The sequence below is a fragment of the Antarcticibacterium sp. 1MA-6-2 genome (assembly GCF_021535135.1).
Lineage (GTDB): Bacteria > Bacteroidota > Bacteroidia > Flavobacteriales > Flavobacteriaceae > Gillisia.
In genome coordinates, this window is the sequence record NZ_CP091036.1 from 3,691,888 (window position 1) to 3,714,041 (window position 22,154).

General features: G+C 39.7%; 24 protein-coding genes and 1 pseudogene. 20 read left to right on the forward strand and 5 right to left on the reverse strand.

What is annotated here, in order from left to right; all coding sequences use genetic code 11:
• Nucleotides 1-121 precede the first annotated feature (121 nt).
• The 3 genes and pseudogenes from LZ575_RS24405 to LZ575_RS18755 form a co-directional block, all read right to left on the reverse strand.
• The gene (locus LZ575_RS24405; RefSeq protein WP_409187225.1) at nucleotides 122-736 is read right to left on the reverse strand and encodes an HRDC domain-containing protein; all 615 of its coding nucleotides are present in this window, start codon (nucleotides 734-736) and stop codon (nucleotides 122-124) included.
• 6 nt (nucleotides 737-742) lie between these two features.
• Nucleotides 743-2,191 (reverse strand): annotated as a pseudogene (locus LZ575_RS24410) (RecQ family ATP-dependent DNA helicase); the annotation flags it as partial.
• Between the two features lie 96 nt (nucleotides 2,192-2,287).
• The gene (locus LZ575_RS18755) at nucleotides 2,288-2,620 is read right to left on the reverse strand and encodes a single-stranded DNA-binding protein (RefSeq protein WP_235326471.1); all 333 of its coding nucleotides are present in this window, start codon (nucleotides 2,618-2,620) and stop codon (nucleotides 2,288-2,290) included.
• A 434-nt stretch (nucleotides 2,621-3,054) separates the two neighbouring features.
• On the opposite strand from LZ575_RS18755, the gene hpf reads away from it, so the two are divergent.
• Complete coding sequence (gene hpf / locus LZ575_RS18760; protein WP_235326473.1) at nucleotides 3,055-3,354, forward strand: ribosome hibernation-promoting factor, HPF/YfiA family; 300 nt, start codon at nucleotides 3,055-3,057, stop codon at nucleotides 3,352-3,354.
• Between the two features lie 67 nt (nucleotides 3,355-3,421).
• Here hpf and LZ575_RS18765 read toward each other — a convergent pair whose 3' ends face one another.
• Both LZ575_RS18765 and LZ575_RS18770 read right to left on the reverse strand, forming a co-directional pair.
• A complete protein-coding gene (locus LZ575_RS18765; protein WP_235326475.1) occupies nucleotides 3,422-3,919 on the reverse strand; it encodes a DUF456 domain-containing protein in 498 nt (165 codons plus the stop codon).
• Nucleotides 3,919-4,098 carry a hypothetical protein gene (locus LZ575_RS18770; RefSeq protein WP_235326477.1) on the reverse strand — a complete coding sequence of 60 codons (180 nt, stop codon included), beginning with the start codon at nucleotides 4,096-4,098 and terminating at the stop codon, nucleotides 3,919-3,921. Before LZ575_RS18770 ends, LZ575_RS18765 begins: the two co-directional genes overlap by 1 nt.
• Nucleotides 4,099-4,270: 172 nt before the next feature.
• On the opposite strand from LZ575_RS18770, the gene LZ575_RS18775 reads away from it, so the two are divergent.
• The 19 genes from LZ575_RS18775 to LZ575_RS18860 all read left to right on the forward strand — a co-directional run bounded on the left by LZ575_RS18775 (nucleotide 4,271) and on the right by LZ575_RS18860 (nucleotide 22,116).
• A complete protein-coding gene (locus tag LZ575_RS18775) occupies nucleotides 4,271-4,633 on the forward strand; it encodes a BlaI/MecI/CopY family transcriptional regulator (protein WP_235330774.1) in 363 nt (120 codons plus the stop codon).
• A 1-nt stretch (nucleotide 4,634) separates the two neighbouring features.
• Nucleotides 4,635-5,384 (forward strand): M56 family metallopeptidase, encoded by a 750-nt coding sequence (locus LZ575_RS18780; RefSeq protein ID WP_235326479.1) that lies wholly within the window; start codon nucleotides 4,635-4,637, stop codon nucleotides 5,382-5,384.
• A 28-nt stretch (nucleotides 5,385-5,412) separates the two neighbouring features.
• Nucleotides 5,413-6,132: an energy transducer TonB gene (locus LZ575_RS18785; RefSeq protein WP_235326481.1), complete on the forward strand. Its 720-nt coding sequence runs from the start codon at nucleotides 5,413-5,415 to the stop codon at nucleotides 6,130-6,132.
• Between the two features lie 83 nt (nucleotides 6,133-6,215).
• Complete coding sequence (locus LZ575_RS18790; RefSeq protein ID WP_235326483.1) at nucleotides 6,216-6,485, forward strand: hypothetical protein; 270 nt, start codon at nucleotides 6,216-6,218, stop codon at nucleotides 6,483-6,485.
• Nucleotides 6,448-7,710, forward strand: a complete 1,263-nt coding sequence (locus LZ575_RS18795) for a M56 family metallopeptidase (RefSeq protein WP_235326485.1) — start codon at nucleotides 6,448-6,450, stop codon at nucleotides 7,708-7,710. Before LZ575_RS18790 ends, LZ575_RS18795 begins: the two co-directional genes overlap by 38 nt.
• Nucleotides 7,711-7,809: 99 nt before the next feature.
• Nucleotides 7,810-8,517, forward strand: coding sequence for a lipopolysaccharide assembly protein LapB (locus LZ575_RS18800; protein ID WP_235326487.1), 708 nt, complete (start codon nucleotides 7,810-7,812; stop codon nucleotides 8,515-8,517).
• 101 nt (nucleotides 8,518-8,618) lie between these two features.
• Nucleotides 8,619-8,933, forward strand: coding sequence for a tetratricopeptide repeat protein (locus LZ575_RS18805; RefSeq protein WP_235326489.1), 315 nt, complete (start codon nucleotides 8,619-8,621; stop codon nucleotides 8,931-8,933).
• A 938-nt stretch (nucleotides 8,934-9,871) separates the two neighbouring features.
• On the forward strand, nucleotides 9,872-11,653 hold the full coding sequence (locus LZ575_RS18810) for a SusC/RagA family TonB-linked outer membrane protein (protein ID WP_235326491.1): 1,782 nt from the start codon (nucleotides 9,872-9,874) through the stop codon (nucleotides 11,651-11,653).
• 85 nt (nucleotides 11,654-11,738) lie between these two features.
• Nucleotides 11,739-13,037 (forward strand): TonB-dependent receptor, encoded by a 1,299-nt coding sequence (locus LZ575_RS18815; RefSeq protein WP_235326493.1) that lies wholly within the window; start codon nucleotides 11,739-11,741, stop codon nucleotides 13,035-13,037.
• 10 nt (nucleotides 13,038-13,047) lie between these two features.
• Entirely contained in the window at nucleotides 13,048-13,371 is a 324-nt protein-coding gene (locus LZ575_RS18820) for a hypothetical protein (protein WP_235326495.1), read from the forward strand.
• A gap of 5 nt (nucleotides 13,372-13,376) precedes the next feature.
• Nucleotides 13,377-13,973, forward strand: a complete 597-nt coding sequence (locus LZ575_RS18825; protein WP_235326497.1) for a RagB/SusD family nutrient uptake outer membrane protein — start codon at nucleotides 13,377-13,379, stop codon at nucleotides 13,971-13,973.
• Nucleotides 13,924-14,937, forward strand: coding sequence for a RagB/SusD family nutrient uptake outer membrane protein (locus tag LZ575_RS18830; protein ID WP_235326499.1), 1,014 nt, complete (start codon nucleotides 13,924-13,926; stop codon nucleotides 14,935-14,937). Before LZ575_RS18825 ends, LZ575_RS18830 begins: the two co-directional genes overlap by 50 nt.
• Before the next feature lie 61 nt (nucleotides 14,938-14,998).
• Complete coding sequence (locus LZ575_RS18835; RefSeq protein WP_235326501.1) at nucleotides 14,999-15,631, forward strand: TonB-dependent receptor plug domain-containing protein; 633 nt, start codon at nucleotides 14,999-15,001, stop codon at nucleotides 15,629-15,631.
• An 83-nt stretch (nucleotides 15,632-15,714) separates the two neighbouring features.
• Nucleotides 15,715-16,128: a hypothetical protein gene (locus tag LZ575_RS18840; RefSeq protein WP_235326503.1), complete on the forward strand. Its 414-nt coding sequence runs from the start codon at nucleotides 15,715-15,717 to the stop codon at nucleotides 16,126-16,128.
• A gap of 24 nt (nucleotides 16,129-16,152) precedes the next feature.
• Nucleotides 16,153-16,281 carry a hypothetical protein gene (locus LZ575_RS22935; protein ID WP_255702696.1) on the forward strand — a complete coding sequence of 43 codons (129 nt, stop codon included), beginning with the start codon at nucleotides 16,153-16,155 and terminating at the stop codon, nucleotides 16,279-16,281.
• Nucleotides 16,281-18,017, forward strand: a complete 1,737-nt coding sequence (locus tag LZ575_RS18845; RefSeq protein WP_235326505.1) for a hypothetical protein — start codon at nucleotides 16,281-16,283, stop codon at nucleotides 18,015-18,017. Before LZ575_RS22935 ends, LZ575_RS18845 begins: the two co-directional genes overlap by 1 nt.
• A gap of 23 nt (nucleotides 18,018-18,040) precedes the next feature.
• Nucleotides 18,041-19,801, forward strand: a complete 1,761-nt coding sequence (locus tag LZ575_RS18850) for a RagB/SusD family nutrient uptake outer membrane protein (protein ID WP_235326507.1) — start codon at nucleotides 18,041-18,043, stop codon at nucleotides 19,799-19,801.
• A gap of 57 nt (nucleotides 19,802-19,858) precedes the next feature.
• Entirely contained in the window at nucleotides 19,859-20,890 is a 1,032-nt protein-coding gene (locus LZ575_RS18855) for a DUF5627 domain-containing protein (protein WP_235326509.1), read from the forward strand.
• 26 nt (nucleotides 20,891-20,916) lie between these two features.
• A complete protein-coding gene (locus LZ575_RS18860) occupies nucleotides 20,917-22,116 on the forward strand; it encodes an endo-1,4-beta-xylanase (protein ID WP_235326511.1) in 1,200 nt (399 codons plus the stop codon).
• Nucleotides 22,117-22,154 lie beyond the last annotated feature (38 nt).

Here is a 22,154-nt window from a genome sequence, read left to right on the forward strand (position 1 = left end):
AACTCCATAAGATAAAACAGGTTTGGAATTTATTTAACACCAGGTGAAGAAGGAGCAAGCTTTTTTAGCCTATCTGAAATTTTTCCCGGGTTTTGTGAACAGAAGAATTTTTTCTACTCTATTATAATTGAAGCTTCTTTATTCTTGACCTGATAGCCCCAGGATTTCTTTCGAAAATTTCGCTTATCTCCTTTACAAGCATCCCCTTTAAAATGAACAATTGCAATTTTTCATCATCCTCCCGTCTCCATGGGGAATAGGCGTTTTTGTAAACTGCTCGTTTTTCTTCTAATGAAAAGCTGCGCCTTGTTGCTTTATAATGATCTTCTTCCTGTTGTTGTTGTTGTTGTTGTTGTTGTTGTTGTTGTTGTTGTTGTTGTTGTTGTTGTTGTTGTTGTTGTTGTTGTTGTTGTTGTTGAAGATGATCCTTTATTAACTTAGTAAATGCTTCTGCATATTTTTCCTGTTTTGCACTTCCTACCCCATTAATTTGCGCGAACTCTTTGGGATTGACAGGTAGTTTCATAAGCATATCTTTTAAGCTGGCATCGTTGAAAATTATATATGCAGGTACCTTTTTTTGATTGGCCAGGTTTAACCGGAGCTTTCGTAACTTTTCAAATAAATTGTCGGGGTTAATCTCAGTTTTATGTTCTTCTTTATAATCTTCTTTTTCAATAGGCTCTATTCGAGAGAGTTTTACAATGGTATTATTATGCAAAACAGATTTTCCCAAAGGAGAAAGACATAATTTACTATTGTCATGAAAATGGATTTCAAGAATCCCCCTGTTTATCAACTGAATAATGTATTGTTGTACCTCGAACCTGGAAATATTTTTAAGGACGGCATAGGTTTTAAGTTTGTGATATCCCCTGTCATAAATTGCAGAATTCCGGGAACCCCTTAAGAAGTCGATCACCATTCCGGCAGCCTCCTTTTCTTTAAGTCGGGCAATGGCACAACAAATTTTCTGTGCCAGGATAGTACCGTCAAAATCTTTGGGAGGAGTATTACAGTTATCACAATTTCCGCAGTTTGAATAAACCTGTTCCCCAAAATAATTTAATAGAATAATCCTTCGGCAGCTCAAAGCTTCAGCAAATTGTTGCATTCGCTCTAATTTTGCCAATTGGAATTTTTCTGTAGGGGTATTTATGATAAACTTTCTTAGTTGTCTTATATCTGAATAGCTGTAAAAGAGCAAAGCGTGGGCTTGTAAACCATCGCGCCCACTCCGGCCAATTTCCTGATAATATCCATCTATATTTTTAGGTAAATTATAATGTATTACCCAACGTACATTACTTTTATCTATTCCCATTCCAAATGCAATGGTTGCAACAATAATGGATAACCTATCACTAAGGAAATCATCCTGAATTTCCATTCTCTCTTCAGGGGGCATGCCTGCGTGATATGCTTTGGCATCAAACCCCTGGTCCTGTAAGAAAATGGCCAGTTTCTCAGTGCTCTTTCGGGTAAGGCAATAAATAATTCCACTCTCATTGGAGCGGAGGTTTAAAAATTTTAAAATTTGTGGGTTCCTGTCATTTCCCGGCCGTACTTCGAGAAAGAGATTTTTTCGGTCAAACGAGCTAATGAATTTTGAGGCACAGGGAATATTTAACTGTTTTAAAATGTCATCCTGTGTAGCAGGATCGGCAGTAGCTGTTAGGGCTAGTATAGGTTTATCAGGAAATTCTGATTTTAGTATAGATAATTGAGTATAAGCAGGGCGAAAATCGTGGCCCCAGGAGGAGATGCAGTGTGCTTCATCAACAGCAAAAAAGTTTATTATACACGAGCGAATAATTGGAAGTAAACCCATAAGGCTTTCGGGAGCTACATACAATAATTTTAGTTCTTGTTGTTTTAGTTTCTGTAATATCGATGCCTGTTCTTCCTGCTTTTGACTACTGTTTTAGAAGGCAGCTGCAATACCATTAGCTAATAGGGAATCTACCTGATCCTTCATAAGAGCAATGAGAGGGGAGATTACAACTGTTGTTCCCTCTAAAATGAGAGCAGGTAATTGAAAACAAATAGATTTACCACCTCCTGTTGGCATTATCGCAAGAGTGTCTTTAGAAGAAAGTATTTCCTTAATAATCTCTTCCTGATTTAATCTAAAATTTTCAAAACCGAAATGTGTTTTTAGAAGCCTGATTATTTTTTGACATTTTTCCATAATCGAAATACATAAGTTGCTGTTTTATCTGAATAAGTGAATATTACCATAGTAAAATTCGCCGGAGGAGGATCTTCCGGCGAATTCTGGAACCTGTTATTTGCTAAGCAAAAGCAATTCATTGCAAACTACTTCCGTAGTGTATCTCTTTTGCCCGTCTTTATCTTCCCAGGAGCGATTGGTAAGCTTTCCTTCTACTGCAACCTCTTTACCTTTATTGACAAATTTTTCTATAATCTCGGCAGTCTTTCCCCAGGCGACAATATTGTGCCAGTCTGTGTGTTCAACTTTTTCACCTTTAGCATTGGTGAAGTTCTCATTGGTGGCGATGGAAAACTTCGCCAGTTTTTTTCCGGTTTCCAGGTTTAAAATTTCAGGATCCTGTCCTACTCTTCCAATCAACTGTACTTTGTTTCTAAGTGCGTTCATAATTTTAAATTTTTAAATGTTAAACAGTTAATGCAATTGAATTCCTATGATTCAACGAGACAAACTTAGATGAGGTGTAAATCTTTATTCGGTAGATAAATATTTACTTTCATTTATGGTCGTTTGCAATTGTTTGTTGTCGTTTGCTGTCGGCTTAAATGGTCTTTAAATTGGAGGAATGTCGAAAGGATAATTTAAAGTTGGACAATTGTAGATGGTTAAGAGACTAATCGAATTAGAGGAAGAACAGGAGATTGGGAAAGATGTCCAATTGAATAGAATTCTGTTCCTAATAATTCAGGAGTTTAAAATGATGTTGCTCTTAAGCTGTTTTTGAAAAGAATATGGAAATCCTACAGAACCTGATAATCCTCATATTTAGAGCTGAACATAGTCTATACCTTTGAGTAAAATAATTCCTAAAACTTCAGATTATGAATATTAATGTACAATATGTGAAGATGCCCTTTAGTGAAACTATGACGCAATATGTGGTAAGTAAGGTGGAAAAATTAGGTGAAAGATATCAGTGGATAACTCAGGCCCGGGTATTTTTTAAAAAAGAAAATGATCCATCTGGAAACGGTAAGATCTGCGAAATAGAACTGAGTACACCAGGGCCCAAAATATTTGCCTCCTCCAGGGATCATAATTTTGAATTAGCCGCAAAAGAAACTACCCGTGAGATTGAAAAACAGCTGAAGAAGAGAAAAGCTGTAATTATGGCCCATTAATACCGGAAACGGTATTGTTTATTTTGTTTTTTGTGTTAGAGCCCGTTGTTTTGTAGCGGGCTTTTGCTTAAAACAGCACTTCCCTGAAATCCCACACCTTATAAAGAAACAGGATAAGGAAACCACAGGCCACAATAAATTCCATGAAGCTGGAGGCAAGTAAACCTATGAATGATCCATAGGCTGCTTTTAAAGCCGAATTACGATCACTTTTATTAATGATCTCTCCAATAAATGCCCCAATAAATGCTCCTAAAAAAATTCCAAAGGGTATAGGTGTAATTAGGCCCGCTACTAAACCAATAGTAGCACCAATCATTCCTGTACGGCTGCCACCATATCTTTTAGTGCCCATTGCCGGAATTACGAGATTTAACCCATAAATAAATGCTGCTATTACAAATGTTATTCCCAGGAACCAGTAATTCATAGGAACAGAAGGGGAGAGGTGCAAAAGGAGCAAGCCAACCCAGCTAACAGGAACTCCCGGTAAAACAGGTAAAAAACTTCCCAGGATCCCCACTATCATTAAAATCCCGCCTATAGCAGTTAAAATTATGTCCATTAATTAGCCCTGTTTTTAAAGAGGCTGGGATCAACTTTAATGTCTTTGGTGAAATCTAATTGTGGAATAGATTTTTTTGCTTTTCTGTCTTTTAGGAACTGTAAAAAATCCTTAATAGTTTCGTCTGAAGCTGAATCCAGGAACTGATTAAATTCTTTTTTGATCTCTTCTTTATCCATTTCTAGAAAATTAAATTTAAAAATAAGGAATTTATTTATAGCGGCTTCTCAAACTGTGTTAAGTAAGAAAATTATTTTTATTATAATTATTCAACTAAAAAATTAGGTGAAACTAATTATTTAGTTTAAATTTGAAATTGAGTCCTTTGAATTAAAAGAAGAAATGGAGAAAATAAAACAACTAACCAAAGCCGAAGAAGAGATCATGCAAATTCTCTGGCAGCTTAAGAAAGCCAATGTTGCTGCAATTATAGATGTAATGCCGGAACCTAAAGCCGCCTATAATACGGTTTCAACAATTGTACGAATCCTGGAAAGCAAAGAATTTGTAGACCATGAAAAGAAGGGAAAAGGCTACCTCTATTTCCCTCTGGTGGATAAGGAAACTTACACCAACCAAAGTATGAATAAACTAATGGACAGCTATTTTAATGGTTCTTTTAAAAGTATGGTTTCCTTCTTTATGAAGAAAAATGATCTTGATACCAAAGAGCTGGAAGCAATATTAAAGGAAATTAATAAAAAAGATCAATAGGATGATTGGCTATTTTTTGCAGGTCGTATTTTCTCAACTCCTGTTTTTACTGGTGTATGAAGTGCTGCTTAAAAGAGAAACTTTTTTTAACTGGAACAGGTGGTATTTAATTATGACAGCAGCCATTTCATTTCTATTGCCTTTTCTCAAGCTGGAAGAGCTTTCCTTTCTTATCACTCCTAATGCTCTTCCGGAAATTTCAGATATATGGTGGTCTAATTTAGCATTATTGGAATCTGGAATTTCTGGATCTACTCCTGCAAGAGAGATCAATGGAGGGGGTGCAGAGATCAATTGGTTTATCATCATTTATTCTGCAGGTGTCTTCGGAAGTATTTATCTGTTAAAGAAGAAATATAATGAACTGGAGAGATTGTTCAGGTTTAGAACTATTGCTTCGGAAGAAGGTTGGAAGATCATTGAAATTCCCAATTCTAATATTGCCAGTACATTTTACAAAACCATTTTCCTTGGTGATCAATTAACCGAAAATGAGAGACAACAAATTTTTCCTCACGAACTGGTACACGTAAAGCAGAAACACAGCATCGACCTTCTTTTCTTTGAATTTCTAAAAGTAGTTCTTTGGTTTAATCCCCTGGTTTATATCTATCAAAACAGAATTTCCACTCTGCACGAATTCATCGCCGATGCAGCTGTTGTCAGGGAAACCGGGAAGCGCAATTATTATGAGCAGTTGCAACAGCGCCTTCAGTTCCCGGGACATTTCATTCATCAATCAATTTTTTAGTCATTCATTAATCAAAAAACGAATCATTATGTTACAAAAATCTGAATCAAAAGCTATAGCTAAAACCAAATTCCTGGTGGTTTTACCTCTAATGTTGATAATGCTGTCATTTACAGGTTATTCTTTTGAGCAACAAATAGGATCAATTGATACTTCATCTAAAGATTTAGTTATTGAAGTTAAAGATCTCGACCAGCTTTCCGTAGAACAAAAAAGGATGTTGGAAAACAAGGTTTCCCTGGTAATGGAAAAGAGAGCCTATAAATCCTTAGTTGTAAAAGATGATAAAAAAACATTGGAATTTAGCGTAGACCCTGTAACAGGAGAACAGCAGGGAAAGATCTCTCCAAATCCGGGCACAAGCATTTCTTCACAACCTGTGCCTGATGTGCCTTTCGCAGTAGTCGGGGAAGCACCCGTTTATCCGGGATGTGAAAAATTTGATTCCAGTGATGCGCGTAAAAATTGTATGGCAGAAAAAGTAACAAATTTCGTAAAAACTAATATTTCCGAAGACACTGTAAATTTATTTACACAACCTGAAGGGGGAAATGTAACTGTGGTATTTAGAATAGATGAAACAGGAAAAGTAACAGGTGCAAAGGCAAGGGCTACTTCTCCAAAACTTGATGTGGATGAAAGATCAATCCTTGAAAGGGAAGCAATCAAGGCAGTAAATTCCCTTCCGCAGATGGAGCCAGGAAAACACAATGGTCAGGTCGCTGGAGTACTTTATGCTGTACGATAATAATGAGTAGCATAAGTAAAGCCCCTACCAATTCAAGTACAGAAAAAGATCTTCGTTAAGTGTGATATCTTAAATTTTAAAAAATGACTGCATATATTTTACAAGTCGTATTTTTTCAACTCCTGTTCTTACTGGTGTATGAAGTGCTGCTGAAGAAGGAAACTTTTTTCACTTACAACAGGTGGTATTTACTTACTACTTCAGTATTAGCACTTTTATTACCGTTCTTAAAAATTGAAGCACTTGCTTATATAGTACCTGCAGAGGCTATGGCGGGAAACTACCTCATCTGGTTGCCGGAAGTTTTTATTGGAGATGCGCTTAGTAGCGGCTCAAAGTCGTTTTACTACTGAAGCTTCTGCGGAAATTGCTAAGATTAACTGGTGGCTGCTGGTTTATGGAACGGGAGTAGTGGTAAGCCTGGGGATTTTCTTCAGAAAATTTCAGAATTTGAGCCGATTATTCCGTTTTAGGGCAATTTCTGCTGAAAAGAATCTGCGCATTATTGAGGTTCCAAATTCCAACATCGCCTGCACGTTTTACAGAACAATCTTTTTAGGTGATCAATTAACTGAAACCGAAAAACTTCAAATCCTGTCTCACGAATTAGTCCACGTTAAGCAGAAGCACAGTCTGGACCTTTTGTTCTTTGAGATACTAAAGATCATTTTCTGGTTTAATCCGCTCGTTTATATCTACCAGAACAGGATGGCGGCTGTTCACGAATTTATTGCCGATGCAAGCGTGGTGAAGAGTACACCTAAAAGATCTTATTACGAACAACTATTAAATTCAGCTTTTAACACCACAAATATTTCATTCATCAACCAATTTATAAATCAATCATTAATCAAAAAACGAATTGTTATGTTACAAAAGTCAAGATCAAAAACAACAGCAAAATTAAAGTATCTGGTAATGATACCGCTAGTGATGGCAATGCTCACTTACGTGGCCTGCTCAGATGAGAATTCTTCTATGAATTATCAAGAAGAGGATTCACTTTCCCAGTATAGTTATACCATGAACAAACAAGAGGAAATGTCCAATGAAAAGAGGGAGATCCACAAAAAATATGAGGATTTTCTCATTAACAATCCGGATTATGTAAGCTGGGCAACCATTGAAGGAAATCAAATAACTTATTCTGTCCATAGTAGGAATGAGGAAGTACCAGAAGGATACATAAAATTAGAAGTTAGTGACAAGTATGATATGTATATAAATTTACCCGGAAGTACTAAGAATGCTAATGGAGAAGAAAAATCTGAAACCATAAAATACGAGAAAGGCGACGATATTCCTTTTGCTGTAATTGAAGAGGTGCCAGTATTTCCTGGATGTGAAGGCCTTGAAACAAACGAAGAACGAAAAAATTGTATGTCTCAAAAGATTCAGGAACACGTACAAAAGGAATTTAATACAAGCCTGGGTAAACAATTAGGTTTAACAGGGCGTAATAGAGTAATTGCAATTTTTAAAATAAATTCTCAGGGGCAGGTAATAGATGTTCGTTCCCGCGCACCACATCCTGCTTTGGAAGAAGAAGCTAAACGCGTAATCAACAGCTTACCGTAATAACGCCTGGAAAACATAATGGTCAGGAGGTAAACGTGTCTTACTCGCTACCTATAGTATTCCAGGTAGGTGAATAAGCTGGTAATAACCTTTATTATTTTGTTAGCTGTCAGGGCCGGAGCACAAACTCCGGCTTTGGCTGTTGCAGATAGCCTGTTTACTGTAGGAGAGACCGCAAAAGCCATAGAGATGCTGGAAGGTTCTAACCCTGCCACTATTTCTATCATTCTTAAACTGGCGCAGTATAATGCTGCCAAAGGAAATATTAAAGAAGCAGTAGGATATTATGAAAAAGTCCTGCACCAAAATCCTGAAAAAATTTTGGCAACAATAGAGTATGCGAAAGCTCTTGTAAAAGATAATCAGCTAATGAAAGCTGACAGTGTTTACAGGGAATTGAATAAAAAATATCCTGAAAATGCAAATTTTTACTACCAGCGTGGATTAATAAAGGAGCAGGAACAGGAGAATGATGAAGAGGCCCTGCCCTTCTATAAACTTACGATTGAGAAAGACCAGTCTCACCAGCCAGCTTTGTACAAGCTTGCAAAGAATGAGCTTCAAAACAGGAGTTATGACATGGCCAAGAATTACTCCTTAATGGGACTTGAGCACCATCCGGAGAATGTGTCCTTACTTTCTATTCTTGCTCAGGCATACTCTGCACGGGCATTATATAAAAAAGCTATTCCTCCTTTTGAGAAACTCGTCGAACTGGGGGAGAAGAGTGAATTTATTTTTACCAGGCTTGGCTACGCTTATCTTCACGAAGGCAATCTGGAAGATGCCATAACAGCTTATACCTGAGCGCACTTGAAATTGAGGATAAAAACTTCGGAACTCATTACTCTCTGGGAAAATTATACGCTCTTCAGGGTGAACTTGAAAAATCTGAAGCACATTTATTAATGGCTATTCTTATAAAAAAACAACCCGTGGATGCAGAATATCTCAGCCTGGGAATAACTCTTAAGTATAAGAAAGAATTTAAGGATGCATTGGAATACTTGAATAAAGCTTTGGAAGAAAACCCACAAAATGAACGCGCACTATATGAACGTGCGGTTGTAGCAGATAATTATTTTAAGGATTTATCTACAATTATTTCCTACTATCAATCCTATCTCGACAAATATAATTCTATAGGAGATGAGCGCTTGCTGAATTTGGCTGAATCAAGAATTGCAGATCTAAAAAAGCAACGTCATTTGGAGGGAGAATAAAGTACATCTTCTACTCAAGCTTAATTTGCTGTGAGCTATATTTTCATTTGAGAACAAAATGCCTGTACTATGGATTTAGGCTTCTCTAATTTATTTTTCCCTTAAAGATTGAGTAGGTTTTCGGGATTGTTTTTAAAAATCTCCTGGGTAAGCTATAGTATGATGGAATTTGCTACTATTACATTTGAGTGTCTTGTTTCTTCTGTAATTTATCTTCCTAAGAATAGCTAGACAATAATTAGTTTTTTATTAAAAATAATATCCCTTCTTTTTGCGTATTTACACTTTTTCCAATTAAGGATAATTTGACTCTTCCGGTGTTAATTTGAGGATTAGGAACAAAATGGGTAAAAATACAGGCGCGAAACACAGCCCTAAAATAAAAATATCGGCTTAATAAAACCTTTTACCAAACCTGTACTCCTTTTTAAAGTGTAAAATTAACATTTACTTTAAGCTGTTCCTTCAACTCTCAAGTAATTCTCTCAAATGCCTCTTGAATAAAGGGATGAGCTATTTTTATCTATCTAAATATTCTATCAAATTAACCCTCATTTTTCATTGCTTTTATAGCCATGTAACATAGCGTAAAGGATTTGTAACATAGCGGGCCGGGTTTAATTCATTTAAAAAATATATTTGATTTTAAGATTTTAAAGAAACTTTCACATTTAAGGTTATAAAAGGTATCTGGTTCTTAAGATTATCTTAAAAAATTAATCTATAAAATGAGGAAGTGAAAAAAGTTAATCGAAAAATCACTTAATATGATTCTAAATTACTCTCCAATATCCAGGAGCAAATTTCCCTCAGCTTATAAAATATTCATCTGTTATGGCTGAAGTTTATCTTTCTACTATATCGATATCGTATTTGTGTACTAAGCACCTTGTAGTGATCTGGTGTCATTTTAATCAAGTTTTAAAATATTTTATAATATGAGAATAGGAATTCAAAAATTTCCATATCTGACAAAATTGACAGTTATAGGACTAATAGTTCAATTTCTGCTTACTACCACTATTTATGCTAATGAAAACGAGCTGAGAGGAGAAGGTGAGCAACAAAAAACTATTAGTGGAACAGTAATAGCTGCTGAGGATAACTTAGGTATACCGGGAGTAAATGTGATCGTTAAGGGTACTTCTATAGGAACTGTTACTAATATTGACGGGGAATATGAAATCACTGTGCCCGCGTCAGCTACTACCTTAACCTTCAGTTTTATAGGTTTTGAGACTGTAGAAAGGGAAATTGGAGATAACACTGAGATTGATGTCATAATGCAAACCGATCAAAGTTCTCTTGAAGAAGTTGTCATCGTAGGATACGGAACGCAGAGGAAGGAAACTGTTGTGGGTGCCGTTGCTCAAACCACTAGCGAAGTCCTGGAACGTACCGGTGGAGTATCAGATCTTGGTGCTGCAATGACAGGTGCTTTACCCGGTTTAGTAACCACTGCCAGTACAGGTATACCCGGAGGGGAAAGTCCCCAAATTGTGATAAGGGGCCAAAATAGCTGGAATGGTGCATCTCCTTTGATTTTGGTGGATGGAGTAGAGCGGCCTGAATTTTTCAATAACATGTCTATAAGTTCCGTTGCGTCAATATCTGTTTTGAAAGATGCTTCGGCTACCGCGGTATTTGGTTCCCGGGGTGCCAATGGGGTAATCATTGTAACGACAAAAAGAGGACTTACAGGTAAGGCAGAGATCACAGCCAATTTTAGTTCAACCGTGAAGGCGGTTTCTAAATTGCCTGGTAAATATGATGCTTACGATGCCATTGGGGTTAGGAACAGGGCAATTGAATATGAACTTTCCGACAATCCCTCCAGCTGGGGCGATATTATTCCTGAAGCAACGAGGTATAAGTACCTTAATCCGGCCAATATTGAGGAAATGGAACGTTATCCTAATGTTAATTGGCAGGAAGTATTGTTTAAGGATTATGCCATGGCTTACAACGCTAACGTAAACATCCGCGGAGGGACAGAATTCGTTAAATATTTTGCTACTCTCGATTTTCAGAATGAAGGAGATTTGTTTCGGGATTTCACCAATAACAGGGATTACGATCCTGGTTATGAATATAATCGCCTTAATTTCCGTAGTAATTTAGATTTTCAACTTACATCCACTACTAAATTACGAACTGACCTTGGAGGTACCTACGGTGTCCGGAGAAGTCCCTGGGGTGGGGGTAATGATTATGGTTTTTGGGATGCCGCTTATCGGGGTGATCCTACCCTTTTTATGCCACAATATTCAGACGGTCTCTATGGGTACTATGCTCCTAATATACAACTAGGGTATAACTCTGTCCGGATTCTGGCCATTAGTGGAGTAGAAATGGAAACTACTGCCCGTATCAATACAACCTTTGTGCTTGATCAGGATTTAGGAATGCTATTAGAAGGATTGACTTTTAATGGTACACTGGCTGTGGATAACACCTTTATAGAAAATGACAGGGGAGTTAATGACCAGTTCAATGCCGCCCAGGAAAAGTGGATTGATCCCGAAACCGGGCGGGTAGTTCTTGCCCAGGGTGTAAGTTCTACCACAGGGCTGGATTTTTATACTCCAGGCCCACAATGGTCTCCTGCCAGTGGAAGTGTTGGTGCGGCCTGGCGTAAGATTTTCTATCAGTTAAAGCTGGATTATGCAACTACCATTGCAGAGGATCATAACTTTAACCTGATGGGACTGATGAACTAAGCAGAAAGATGCCAGGGGCAATGGAATTCCAGAATTTCGCGAAGACTGGGTTTTCCGGACTACCTATAATTATAGAGGAAAATATATGCTGGAGTATAACGGTGCTTACAATGGATCGGAAAAATTTGCTCCTGAATATCGGTTTGCTTTCTTCTCTTCAGGAGGACTTGCCTGGATGATATCTGAAGAAAATTTTATGGAATCGGTTTCTTTCCTGGACACCTGGAAATTGAGAGCTAATTATGGAGAAGTGGGAGACGACCAAATAGGTGCCCGGTTTCTGTTCATGGATGAGTGGGCTTACGGAGGAAATTCTCAACTTGGCTTAGTTGGTGAGGGTGGTGAAAGAAGCCCTTATACCTGGTACACACAGGAACAGGTGGGTAACCCTTTTGTTCGTTGGGAGACAGTATACAAGACTAACCTGGGTATGGATTTTGGTTTTTTCCAGGGTTTAATTGATGGGTCTGTAGACGTCTTCAGGAATGACAGAAAGGATATCCTTATGAGGGATGACAGGGCAGTACCTACCTATTTTGGAGTAAATGCTCCTGCAGCCAACCTGGGTCGGGTACGTACGCAGGGTTATGAAATTACTGTAGGACTTGACCACACCTTTACAAATGGATTAAACGTATGGGGCGACTTTACAATGACTCATGCAGAGAATGAAATAATTGATCGGGATGATCCCGCCTTGTTACCCGACTATCAAAAGCAGGCGGGATATGCACTGGGGCAGACCCGTACCCATATTGCAAGTGGGTATTACAATACTTGGGACGAACTATATGCGAGCACCGTCCACAATACCAATAACCTCAATAAAATTCCCGGGAACTACCAGATCCTTGACTATAATGGTGATGGAGTAATTGATACTTTTGATGCAGCCCCTTTCGGATATTCCGGCGTGCCGGAGAATACCTTTAGCACCAATCTGGGATTTGGGTGGAAAGGCTTTAGCGTATTTGCGCAGTTCTACGGAGTAAATAATGTTACACGTAATGTACCGCTTACCAGCCTTGGAGGACAAACCAATACAGTTTTTGAGCAGGGTACCTACTGGTCCCAAGACAACCCAAATGCCGATACGCCAATGCCACGTTGGAGTTCGGTTCCTCCCGGAAACTTTATGGGGAACCGGTATTTCTACGATGGTTCATACCTCCGCCTGAAGAATGCAGAAATTGCTTACCGTTTCGATACTGATGTGGTGAGTAGGTTTGGTCTTCAAAACCTGCGGGTGTATGTAAATGGTAATAACCTTTTGCTGTGGACTGAAATGCCTGACGATCGGGAATCAAACTTTTCGGGAATAGGTAACCAGGGAGCATACCCAACGGTTAAAAGGTTTAATCTAGGTTTAAATGTTACATTTTAAATTCATTTTTATGAAAGTATATATAAAAATTATATTTAAGAGCATCTTTTTTATAGCAATGCTCATGATAGTTTCCTGTGAGGACTATCTGGAGAGATCACCAGAATCGGTTTTATCAGAAGAAACTGCCTTTCGCAATTTTCAAAATTTTCAGGGATTTACAGAAGAGCTTTATATGGTGGTTCCAAACTTTACTACCACTTACTATACTTCTTCCTGGAACTGGGGGGACGATGAGATCCAATCTCCTGGTCCTAACTTTCATTTTGGGGTTAAAATTGAAAATGGAGACTTCTGGGGGTGGCAAGCTGAGCATGACGGCTGGGGTGCTTAAGCTGGATGGACGGGAGTGCTGCTACCGACGGTAGTGGAGGCTTATGGGCGCTTGCCTGGTATGGAATTAGAAAAGCAAATATTGGTCTGGCCAATCTCGACCTCATGACAGATGCTACGCAGGAGGAAAGAGACCTGATTGAAGGTCAACTACTATTTTTCAGGGGCTGGTGTCATTTTCAATTGATCCAGTACTTTGGAGGCATGCCTTACATCGACAGGGTGCTCCCTTCAGATGAACCATTATGTGAACCCCGTCTGAGTTATCATGAGAGTGCAGACCGCGTTGCAACAGACTTAAGAGCGGCTGCTGACCTTTTGCCGATCAATTGGGACAATACAGTGGCAGGTAGGCGTACACTTGGAAAAAACGGTTTGCGCATCAATAAGATAATGGCCCTGGGTTATTTAGGCAAAAACCTCCTTTGGGCTGCCAGTCCCTTAATGAATTATGAATCAACCGGAAGTAGGACTTATAATTCGGAATATGCTAAACGGGCGGCAGTTGCATTCGGGGAATTATTGTCTTTGGTCGAAGCTGGGGAAACTCAATATGCCCTGCTTCCTTTTGACAGGTACAGTGAGAATTTTTATACAACCTAGTCAGAACTGGGCTATCCCGGGTGGTACTGAAGCTATTTTCCGCCCAACTTATATTTCTGCTAATGCTTCGAACTGGAGAATTAGCGCTCAATATCTGCCTTCTGTAGTAAATGACCATGGGGATCCTTCCAGATTTTATCCTACGGCCAATTATGTTAATTACTATGGTATGGCCAATGGATTGCCCTTGCCTGATGATATAACACAGGCCGATCCTGAATCTGGATATGATCCTCAACATCCCTGGGAAGGACGTGATCCCCGTTTTTACCACGATATTCTTTATGACGGGGTACAGGTTGTCGAAGGATCCATACCTCCAGGTGAACAAAATCCGCAGCAGCTACGTTATGCAAGTCTTTTCACTGGAGGTGCTTACCGTGATGAGATTAACGGAAGCCGTACTGGTTATGCTAATCATAAATTTATTCCCTTAACAGCCAACCGATTTGACCGAAGGTTTGATTATGGCTATGCCCTTCACCTTATGGTGCCTTATATGCGTTTGGCCGATGTTTACCTGATGTATGCCGAGGCTACCGCAGTTGGTTATAATCCCACTAGTACTGCGGGAGGTTTTGGCCTAACAGCAGTGGAAGCGGTGAATGTTGTGCGGGCCAGGGCTGGTGTAGATCCTGTACATAGTCAATTTACTGGCTCTGTAGATGCTTTCTTGCCGGAACTGAGACGTGAACGTGCCGTGGAACTGGCTTTTGAAAGTCACCGCTTTAATGATCTTCGCCGTTGGTTGTTGTTAATTGAAGAGCCTTATACCATTAAAACATCCCACGAATTTGACAGGGCAGCATCCTTTGATCCGGAAACCCCCAGGGAAAACCGTGTACTGAATCTCAGAGAAGAAGTCATTCTTGAACGAAATTTCAGTGAGAAACACTACTGGTTGCCTCTAAAAGTATCGGATGTTAGTATATGTCCAGATTTCTACCAAAATCCGGGATGGTAGCGGGTAATGAAATGGTTTAATTCTTAGGTATTAAAAGATCTTAACGACGAAACACTAACTAATGAAATATATAACACTAAAAATTGCTTTGTGCGCTATTGTGATTCTACTTCCTGTATTGCTTTTCGCACAAACTACCACAAAGATAAATGTAATGGCGGTGGTACGAACGGAGGAAGGATTGCCTGTTAAGGGAGCTGTTGTAAGTAGTGAGCAGGATGATGTTTCAACGCTTACTGATAGTCTTGGAAATTTTTCTTTGGAAGTCTCGCCTAATGCTATCCTGTCAATTAGTACTGCTGAATATGGAACTAAATTTGCTGCTGCAACTCAGGACCTGCAGGAAATTGTGCTAAGCTCAGGTATGGAGCTGGTACAGGTAGCTTATCGTAAAGAAGAAAAGGAGGACCTTTTGGGGGGCATATCTTATATAAATATGCCTGAATTACTGGATAAAAATTATATCACTTATCCTCTGGACAATATGGAAGCCCTGGTAGCGGGTTTTCACGGTAACCTTTGGGGTATGGACGAGTACCTGGTGCTGGTAGATGGTGTACCTCGTGATGTAGGTAGTGTTCAACCTACTGCAATTGATCAAATTACTTTTCTAAAAGGAGTTTCCGCGGTAGCATTGTATGGTAGCCGGGCTGCCAAAGGCGCGATCCTTATCACCACGAAAAGGGGGAAATAGGCGAACAAACGGTAGATGTCAGGGTTAATGCAGGGCTTTCTGTTCCGAAAAGTTATCCCAGGTTTCTGGGTTCTGCGGAATATATGACGCTTTACAATGAAGCCCGGGAAAATGACGGGCTTGGCACCTTATTTTCTGAGGAAGAAATCTATAACCACGCTGCAGGTATTAATCCATACCGCTACCCTAACGTGGATTATTATTCAGACGATTATTTAAAAAAAGCTTATAGCCGCTATGATGGAACGGTGGAAATTGCTGGTGGAAACCAAAAGGCCCGTTACTATACTAACATGGGGTTTCTTACAGAAGGTTCGCTACTGGATTTTGGTGAAGCTGAGAACAATAAAAATCAAAGGTTCAATATCCGGGGTAACGTAGACATGGAATTGAGTGATTATATTACTGCCAATGTAGACTTAGGTGCTATATTCTCCAATAATATAGGTGTCAACACCGACTATTGGGGAGGTGCTGCTAGTTTAAGACCACACTAGTTTACCCCGCTTATCCCAATCAGTATGATCGAAGAAAGTGATGAGGCTTCCTGGGACCTGATAGAAGGGACCGATAATTTAATAGGCGGGCAGTACCTGCTAGGAGGTACGCAACTGGATCAAAGCAATCCAATTGCAGGTATCTATGCTTAGTGGTTCTAATACATTTACAAGCTAAGCAATTTCAATTCAATGCTGGTGTTGATGCCGACTTACAAAATGTATTGGAAGGCTTGTCTTTTAGTTCCATGTTTGGGATAGATTATGCCACCTCATATACTCAAGCCTTTAATAATGAATATGCAGTATTTCAGCCAAACTGGACCAACTACGCGGGAACTGATATGATAAGTTCTCTAACTCAGTATGGACAGGATGCCCGCTCGGGTGATCTAAATGTTAGCAATAGCTCGTATCGTCAAACACTGGCCTTTTCCGGACAATTGAACTATGAAACTCTGTTTGCTAATGATCATAATATAACTGCAATGTTAATTGCGGGAGGCTTTCAAAGGTCTCAATCTGGTATCTACCAGGGCATCAATAATGCTAATCTTGGTTTACATCTGGGATATGACTTTAAAAATAAATATTTCGCACAATTTAATGGTGCCATGATATACTCTACGAGAGTACCGGAAGACAACAGGACTGCATTTTCTCCTACATTATCTTTAGGCTGGAGGATTAGCGAAGAAGACTTTTTGGCGTCTTCCTCTGTTATCAACAATTTAAAGTTGTCTGTCTCGGCGGGTATATTACATACCGATTTGGATATTGATGATTATTACCTTTATGAAGCTATCTATACACAAACAGATGGAGCCTGGTACGGATGGGCAGATTTATCTGCGCCCGCCCGAAGCACCGATTCACGTCGGGGTGAGAATCTGGGTCTAACTTTGCCAAAGCGTGAGGAAATTAGCCTTGGTCTGGATGCTGCTCTTTTTAATAATTTTTTGGTCTTTAATGGAAATATTTTTATGAGCAGGATGACAGGGCTTGTAGATCAACTCTCTTCTTTATATCCCAATTATTTTCAAACCGGATGGCCAAATTCATCTTTTATCCCGTATGTGAATTATAATGAAGATATACGCTCAGGATTTGATTTTAGTCTGAACCTGAATAAACGCACCGGAGAAGTAGACTGGACGGTTGGGTTAGTGGGAACTTATTACACAACTGAAGCTTCCAAACGAGCCGAATTTTTTGAGAATGAATATCAGAACAGGCAGGGAAGACCCGTAGATGCCATTTGGGGTTTAGAAAGTGATGGCTTCTTTGAAAGTGCTGAAGATATTGCTAACTCACCAGAATCTGCGTTTGGTGCAGTGCAAGCGGGGGATATTAAATATATAGACCAAAATGAAGATGGTGTAATTAATGCCCAGGACGAGGTATACCTTGGAAGAGGCGGTTGGGTAAGTTCTCCTTTTACCGGGGGAGTTAACTTAACGGCAAAATGGAAGAACCTCACGTTCTTTGCTCTTGGAGTTGCTCGTATGGGTGCAATAGGTATAAAAAACAACAATTATTTCTGGGTAAACGGTCAGGATAAATATTCAGAGGTTGTTAGGAATCGTTGGACTGAAGAAACTATGGAAACAGCTACATATCCACGACTCACAACCGGGGGCGGGGATAATAACTTCCGGAATTCAGATTTTTGGCAGTACAGCACCAACCGTTTCGATCTGGCAAGGGTTCAGGTTTCCTATACATTTCCGGAATATTTTTTCGGCGGCGATTTGGTAAAGGAATTCGGGGTGTATCTAAATGGAGCTAATTTATTAACAATTGCTCCCAATAGGGACATCTTGGAATTAAATATAGGAAGTGCACCTCAGACACGCTTTTACAATATTGGTGTTACAGCCACCTTTTAATGGAATTTAAAAATTGAAAAATTATGTATAAGAAAATACTCTTTTTTGTTTTGGTTGCCCTGGGATTGTCTTCTTGTGAAGCGGACTTTCTTGAACCAGCAATTGAAAACAATCGTGACCTTAACGATATTCAGGATGAGCCGAGTTTTGCCCTGGGGTTGCTTTATAATGGATACACTCGTTTACCGGGAGGCTTCTCATTCAATGATATGGCTACAGATGATGCTGTAAGTAGTGACGAGGATAATGCTTATTCTGATATGGCCACTGGGCAATGGGCTGCCAATTTTAACCCTGTAAGTCAGTGGCAAAATTCATATGCCGCGATCCAGTATTTGAATCTGATGCTTTCAAAGGCTGATACAGTTACCTATGCTGAGAGCCCTGCAGTGAACCAGATGTTTAAGGACCGTACTAAAGGGGAAGTATATGGATTGCGTGCCTTTTTTATGCACAACCTCCTGCAAGCCCACGGTGGTATGGCTGGAGGTGAGATCCTGGGAGTTCCCATTTTCCTTGAACCACAAGATTCCAATACAGATTTTTCAAGTCTGCAGCGAGCTACCTTTGAGGCTGTTATGCAGCAAATTTACAGTGATATACAAAATGCCATTGATTTGCTTCCGCTTGACTACGAAGACATTGGTAGTGAAGCTGGAATCCCGGACGTATACCTGAATATGGATGCAAATGTTAACGATTATAACCGGGTTTTAGGAAAAACTAATCGCCTTCGTATGACCGGACGTGTTGCTCTTGCAATTCGTTCAAGAGCTGCCTTGTTGGCGGCCAGTCCTGCCTTCAACCAGGGTACGACCACTACCTGGGAAGATGCGGCTAACTATGCTGCAGATGTTATAGATGAAAACGGCGGGAATGTCCTGGCTTCAAATGGTGTAACCTGGTACGATAATAGATCAGAGATTGATAATCTTGCTGCGGGCATTAACCCGCCTGAGATTCTTTGGCGTTCCAATATGCCCGGGCCAAGTAGTGCGCTTGAAGAGCAAATCTATCCTCCCTCACTTTTTGGAGATGGATTGGTTAATCCTACCCAGAATCTGGTTGATGCTTTTCCAATGGCCAATGGTTTTCCAATTACACATCTCGAAAGCGGATACGATCCTGCAAATCCTTATGCTAATCGCGATCCGCGCTTACTGGAGTTTATTGTAGTGAATGGCAGTCAACTTGGACCTTTTAATGAAACTATCCTTACCGCAGTTGATGGAGGTACAATTGATGGGTTAAATATTGTAGAATCTTCGACCCGTACGGGTTACTATCTTCGCAAGCTGCTTCGGGAGGATGTTAATCTTAATCCTCAAAGCGTGAATCAGCAGAGACACATTAATCCACTTATTCGATACACTGAAATCTACCTGAATTATGCAGAGGCTGCTAACGAAGCCTGGGGTCCCATGAACAGTGGAGGGAACACATATTCAGCTTATGATGTAATTAGAGCCATACGTGAGCGGGCAGGACTCAGTGAAAATGGTGGTGATGTTTATCTGGAGTCTATTAAAGCTGATCAGGATGCAATGAGAGAACTCATTCGGAATGAACGAAGGCTGGAACTTAGTTTTGAAGGTTTCCGTTTCTGGGATTTACGCAGGTGGAATGAAGACCTTTCAGAAATGGCAATGGGAGATAAGATTGAAAACGGGAATCATACAATTATTCCGGTTGAACCCAGACTTTATGCCGACTATATGATTTACGGTCCCATCCCGTATAGCGAAATATTGAAGTTTGGATTTACACAAAATATGGGATGGTAAACACCGATGAAATCGGTATTACCGGATATCTAATTGAAATTAAAATAACTGAAAAACATGAAAAAGATAGCTTATTTATTCTCAATCTTATTTGTTTCTATATTCTTCGTTTCATGCGAGAATGAAGATTGGGAATTTCCGGATTTTGAGTACCAGACGGTGTACTTTGCCCATCAATATCCTGTAAGAACAATTACATTGGGTGAGGATATTTTTGATACCACTCTGGATAATGAATGGAAATTTCAAATTATGGCCACAACAGGTGGGGTCTATGAAAATGTAAATGACGTAATCATAGACATAACAGTTGATAATAATTTGGTCAATGATTTAGCTTTTGCAAATGGAGGAGAAGTATTGGCAATGCCCGGCAATTACTATAGTTTGGCTTCTGACAATATTATTATTCCTAAAGGTAGGGTAACAGGAGGTGTTGAAGTTCAACTCACAGAAGCGTTTTTTGCAGATTCGCTGTCAATACATAGAAATTATGTAATTCCAGTGAGAATGACCAATGTTCAGCAGGCTGACTCTATTCTGGTGGGGGAACCGCTGGCTGGAGAAGGGAGAAGAACGGTAGCGGGTGATTGGGCAGTCCAGCCTAAAGACTTTGTATTATATGCTGTAAAGTATATAAATCGCCTGCACGGATATTACCTGCGCAGAGGCGAGGATGTTATTGTAGGGAATAATGGAAATTCTGAACTTGATCAGACGATTGTTAGAAGTGAAGAATTTGTTGAAGATGATGAAGTAGTTATGCTGGCTACTCAATCCCTGAACGAAGTCTTGTTTTCTCTAACTTTTAAAGCCAGCGATGAAACCGATATTGATGTGCCGCTAATCCTGAGTTTTGATGAGGAAGGAAATATTACAGTGCGAACTAATTCTAATGATTTCACTGTTACTGGCAGCGGAGAATTTGTAAAGGATGGAGAAGTAAATAGCTGGGGTAATCAGGACCGCGATGCTATCTATCTAAATTACGAGGTTGAGTTGGAAAACTTTAGCGTTTCCTCTTCTGACACTTTGGTATTAAGAAATCGGGGTGTAGAAATGGAACTGTTTACTCCTGTCCTCGAATAATCAAATAATATAAAGATGAAAATTGTATGAAAAGTTTATATAAAATAGGATTTTGTGTGGCAGGATTATCTCTGATAACCTCGTGCACAGATTATGAACCCCTTGATAATTTTCAGGTAGAAAAGCCTGAAAGCATAGCAAATCAGGAAGAGTTAAACAGTTACGATGCTCTAAAAACTTATTTGGGAGAAGATGCCTCTAATATCACTTTGGGCGCAGCAGTTAGCATCCAGGAATATAACACTAAGGGGGTAATGTATCGCCTCGTCAATTCAAATTTCCAGGAGGTGACGGCGGGATATGGAATGAAACATGGGGCCGTGGTAAGGGAGGACGGAAGTCTTAATCTAGCGGATGTCGGGAAATTTCTCGAAACTGCAAATGCAGCCGGATTATCTGTTTATGGCCATACCCTTGTGTGGCATGCCAACCAAAATGCTGAATACCTGAACAGCACTATTGCGCCAACGGTAACAGGAGGCGGACCAAGCTGGGATGAGGTTACCAGTGCTGACTTTGAAACAGATGAGGCAGCAAATTATGAGAGTAACGTAAACGCTGTAATTTCTTATACGGCTGACGGAGAAGGTGCAGACGGTGAGGGCAGGGCATTGGCTGTGACCAATGAAGAAGTTCGGGCAAACGATTGGGAAAGCCAGTTCTTTTTAAAGTTTTCTCCGCCTATGGTAGTAGGGGAAGAATATGAACTTACTATGGATGTTCGTTCAGATGTTGATGCTTCTTTTGCTACGCAGGCTCATATTCAACCTGGCGAATATAAACACTGGGATTTTTTTGGTGCTATTCCCTCCTCACCTGAATGGACAACTTTCACCAAAAGAATTATTGTCTCTGAAGAAGTTGCAGGGACAAGTACTATTGCTTTTAATCTCGGCACTGTTGCCACTACTTATTACTTTGATAACATAAGCCTGAAAAAATATAACGAGGAGGGCAGCGGTGGTGGTGGTCCCGCATTGGATCCAAGTGTAATTACCAATTCTGATTTTGAAAATAGCATCGACGGCTGGGGTGGCTGGGGAAATGGCTCTACCAGGGAGCGCTCAGCAGAAGGTGAAGGCTATGGTGGTGCTGGTTATGCTTTTACTTTTACAAATCCCTCCGCTGTGAATTTTTGGGAGGCACAGATTGCTTATGATTTTCCAATATTAGAAATGGGGGCAACTTATGTATTGAATTTTAAAGTAAAGGCAAATACTGCTTAGTACTATTCGTGCCGAGATACAATCGCCATCTGATTATT